The organism is Dysgonomonas sp. ZJ709, assembly GCF_011039195.1.
Lineage (GTDB): Bacteria > Bacteroidota > Bacteroidia > Bacteroidales > Dysgonomonadaceae > Dysgonomonas.
In genome coordinates this window covers 1-3,535 of the sequence record NZ_JAAKEM010000061.1, presented here as the reverse complement: position 1 = coordinate 3,535, position 3,535 = coordinate 1, and the positions used below count along the sequence as shown (strand labels likewise).

Below are 3,535 nucleotides of genomic sequence, written 5' to 3'. Positions count from 1 at the left end.
TTTAGGTAACAACATACAAACCTAACCCAAAATTCACTTAAAAAAATAAACATGAAACAAGCAAATGATGAAGATTTAAAATTCAAGGATTCCCTAAGAGCTTCCTTTGAATTAGCAATGGAAGAAGACCAGCTATATAAAAATGTAGCAGAAAGATTTATTAGGATAGTAGAGGCATCCTGCATTAACTTAAGACAAACTCGGAATAATACCTCAACCAGACAATTTATAGACCCAGACGAGATTTAATATCTTTAATGTCTTTTTTAATCTCACTCATAAATTTGTCTATACTGTCATGGGGCAATGCACATATTAACTTCTTACAATTGATATCAGAGCATCTGATGTAGCTAAGCTTTGTACAACTAGAAGTTGGAGTATCACCAACAATTTCAAAAGATTTATAGCCACAATAAGGACATTTTGTACCACTATAATTATTCATAAATATAAGATTTTAAAGGTTAAACCATAAAGTTAGAAAAATAATTCAAACACCTATCAATTAGTTAATATTTATCAATATAAATTTGCATAACAACTTGAAAATGATTATATTTAATAGTAAAATTGTTATCAAAGATGGATATATTTAAAGATGAATTTAACAGTCTGATAGAACTCGTTGAATATTTCAAAGAAGAAAAGACCTGTATTCAATATTTAGCTGCTAAAAGGTGGGGAGAAAAACCATGTTGTCCCCATTGTGGGGGTGAAAAAGTATATTGCTTTTCAGACGGTAAGAGATATAAATGTGCTTCATGTAGGAAGCAATTTTCGGTCAGGGCTGGTACAATATTCGAAGACAGCAATATATCACTTAAAAAGTGGTTTATAGCCATCTATCTCATTACCTCACACAAGAAAGGAATATCTTCCTATCAACTCGCCAGAGATTTACAAATAACACAGAAATCAGCGTGGTTTCTATTGCATCGGATTAGATATGCATTAGGACAATGCGATTTAGATATCCAACTAGACAATGAAGTTGAATTAGATGAAACCTATGTAGGAGGTAAAAACAAAAACAGACATTGGAATAAGAAAATAAAGCACTCGCAAGGTAGAAGTATTGTAGATAAAGTACCTGTGTTTGGTATGGTCGAAAGAGGAGGTAAACTAATAGCAAGAGTCGTTACCGATGTCAAGGGAGAAACCCTCAAAGACATTATTAAACAAACCATTAAAGAAACAGCTACCCTCATGACCGATGAATACCTTGGCTATAAAGGCTTAGAAAAGATGTATAAACACTATGTAGTAAATCATGGTGCAAAGCAGTATGTCAATGGAGATGCTTACACAAACACAATGGAAGGATTCTGGAGTCTATTAAAAAGGGGGATTATTGGTATATACCATTCCATGACCCGAAAACACTTACAAAAATATGTAGATGAATTTGTATTTAGATATAACACAAGAAAGCTAAAAGAAGGAGAACGTTTAAATAAAATGCTATCTTTGTGTTGTACTCGTTTAACCTATAAAAACTTGATTTATGAGTAAAGAAAAAGAAAAAAAGGAAACCCCAAAAGAAACCGATAAGAAGAAACCCAATTTCGGTCAAATAATTACAGAAATAGCAAAAGTAAAGCTACCAACAAAAAACAGCGGAAAGAAAAAATAAAATTTCCCAACCAATTTACATAAAGACATTCCACTAGATACAATAGTATTTATGTGGATTTTTTAATTTTAATACTTATAAATTATGAAAGAATATAATAGAAATTACTATATATTGATAATTTTTCTAATTACTTCTGCAACCATTCTTATCAACTGTGCTACCTTAAATAAATTAGATAAGAAACTAAAAGACCTAGAATTGAGATTACAAGAGTCAGAAGGTATTTCCAATTTCGATACCAAATCTGATTTAGAAAATGCTTTCGAACAAGAGCCACTTGACCTTTCTCTGTAATAAGATATCGACAGTCAAATTTTATGTCTCCATCAATCGGATTTGTTATATAACCACCATTATTCAATACTTTACATACATCTCTAATTACAGCAATATTTAGAGATGTTTTCTTAGATAAGTCATTTGCAGAATATGACCTTCCTAAGTCAGTAACAATATTTCCAAAACCATTGTTCTCTTCACCTATTTTATAATAATAGTCAAGGACTTTTAGCACTTTATGTATTGCTTTGTTATTATTCATAAGTATTTGATTTAATGCTTTAACATCTACAAATATAACTTAAAACAAATATGTTTTGATTCAATAAACAAAGTTTTGATCTTCCATACCTTCATTTATTATTTTTCCATACCTTTGTAACTGAAATAATACGAAGCGTTTAAATATTATCCTTATTCCGAAATCTGGTAAATTTCAAATACAACAAGGATAATAAGCAAAACACTCCGCGTCCAAAAGGCGTGGGGCTGTTGCTTATTTGTTGTAGGGTGTTTACCAGAACCTCGGAATAGATAAGTTTACAGTTCCCACGCTTCTTTTTTTATCAGCTTACTTCGGGAATTGGTGAGGCAAAACATGACCAATGACTGCTAATAACACTAAAAAGGAATTTTCAGTAAGTTCCAAAATCGTATCACAACTATTATTGAGTTTAGTATTAGGATTTTCTATCCTATTTGCTGTTGAACACTATGGAAACGTAAGTTTTATTATGGGAATACGTGACCCGTTACCAGGAGAACAGCCATCCTTTTATGCTGATGCCCCACCCGAATATCCAGTAATAAAAATCAACTACACTACACCCTTTGGTACTGATACGAAAGTATCAGTGTCAGGTTGGAGAAACCAAGATGTTTACTTCTCAGATGGTAAATTTTACGAGTACAAAAACAAAGTAAAAGTGTATTTCAATGCAGCAGTAAAAGATTGCCAGTATGGATTTTTATTCTCAGGAATAATTTTCATCCTTCTACTATTCTTTACAAAGTTTAAACTAAAATTCAAATAAAAATTATGAAAACATTAATTGTTACATTACTACTCATGTGCTCTATTGGTTTGAATGCTCAAACCAGTACCTCAAAATACAATAGTACTTTAAAAAGATATGAATACTTTGATTCATCTGGAAATATGATAGGTTATGAAAAATATAATACCTATTTAAAACAATGGGAATATACAGACACACAAAAGGAAAATCAGTCAAGCGGTTACATACAACCTTATGATACCGATATGATATATGACATGGCTAGAAGAAAACAAGAGGCTTATGACTCCAATAGAGACCTAGTACAATCAAAGGTGAATGAATTAGGAGAATTTATTAACTGGATATCCGAAGAAAATGGAGGATTAACCACCTATCAACAAAAAAGAGTTAATGAAATAAATAGTCAAATATTTAATACTACCAAAGGAGTCGATTTCTCAAATAGGAATGTCACCACAAAATTACTAAATTGGATAGACAGATTGATTACAGAAGTCAGTAAATGGTCAGAATAGATTTATGATTTAAAAATAGAGGTAAAATAACAACATACAACCATGACCTAAAAATTGGGTTAAGTTTGTATGTTGTTACC

Annotated in this window: 6 protein-coding genes; 5 read left to right on the top strand and 1 reads right to left on the bottom strand. The window is 31.1% G+C overall.

Annotated features, from left to right (window positions below; translation table 11 throughout):
* Positions 1 to 51: 51 nt before the first annotated feature.
* The 3 genes from G7Y56_RS18250 (at position 52) to G7Y56_RS18800 (ending at position 1,636) form a co-directional block, all read left to right on the top strand.
* A complete protein-coding gene (locus G7Y56_RS18250) occupies positions 52 to 249 on the top strand; it encodes a hypothetical protein (protein ID WP_165045875.1) in 198 nt (65 codons plus the stop codon).
* 336 nt (positions 250 to 585) lie between these two features.
* A complete protein-coding gene (locus G7Y56_RS18245; RefSeq protein WP_165045873.1) occupies positions 586 to 1,515 on the top strand; it encodes an IS1595 family transposase in 930 nt (309 codons plus the stop codon).
* The gene (locus G7Y56_RS18800) at positions 1,508 to 1,636 is read left to right on the top strand and encodes a hypothetical protein (protein WP_255498814.1); all 129 of its coding nucleotides are present in this window, start codon (positions 1,508 to 1,510) and stop codon (positions 1,634 to 1,636) included. Before G7Y56_RS18245 ends, G7Y56_RS18800 begins: the two co-directional genes overlap by 8 nt.
* A gap of 160 nt (positions 1,637 to 1,796) precedes the next feature.
* Here G7Y56_RS18800 and G7Y56_RS18240 read toward each other — a convergent pair whose 3' ends face one another.
* Positions 1,797 to 2,180: a hypothetical protein gene (locus tag G7Y56_RS18240; protein ID WP_165045871.1), complete on the bottom strand. Its 384-nt coding sequence runs from the start codon at positions 2,178 to 2,180 to the stop codon at positions 1,797 to 1,799.
* Between the two features lie 343 nt (positions 2,181 to 2,523).
* Between G7Y56_RS18240 and G7Y56_RS18235 the strand changes: the two genes are divergently transcribed.
* Both G7Y56_RS18235 and G7Y56_RS18230 read left to right on the top strand, forming a co-directional pair.
* Positions 2,524 to 2,952 (top strand): hypothetical protein, encoded by a 429-nt coding sequence (locus G7Y56_RS18235; RefSeq protein WP_165045869.1) that lies wholly within the window; start codon positions 2,524 to 2,526, stop codon positions 2,950 to 2,952.
* 5 nt (positions 2,953 to 2,957) lie between these two features.
* On the top strand, positions 2,958 to 3,455 hold the full coding sequence (locus tag G7Y56_RS18230) for a hypothetical protein (protein ID WP_165045867.1): 498 nt from the start codon (positions 2,958 to 2,960) through the stop codon (positions 3,453 to 3,455).
* Positions 3,456 to 3,535: the final 80 nt, after the last annotated feature.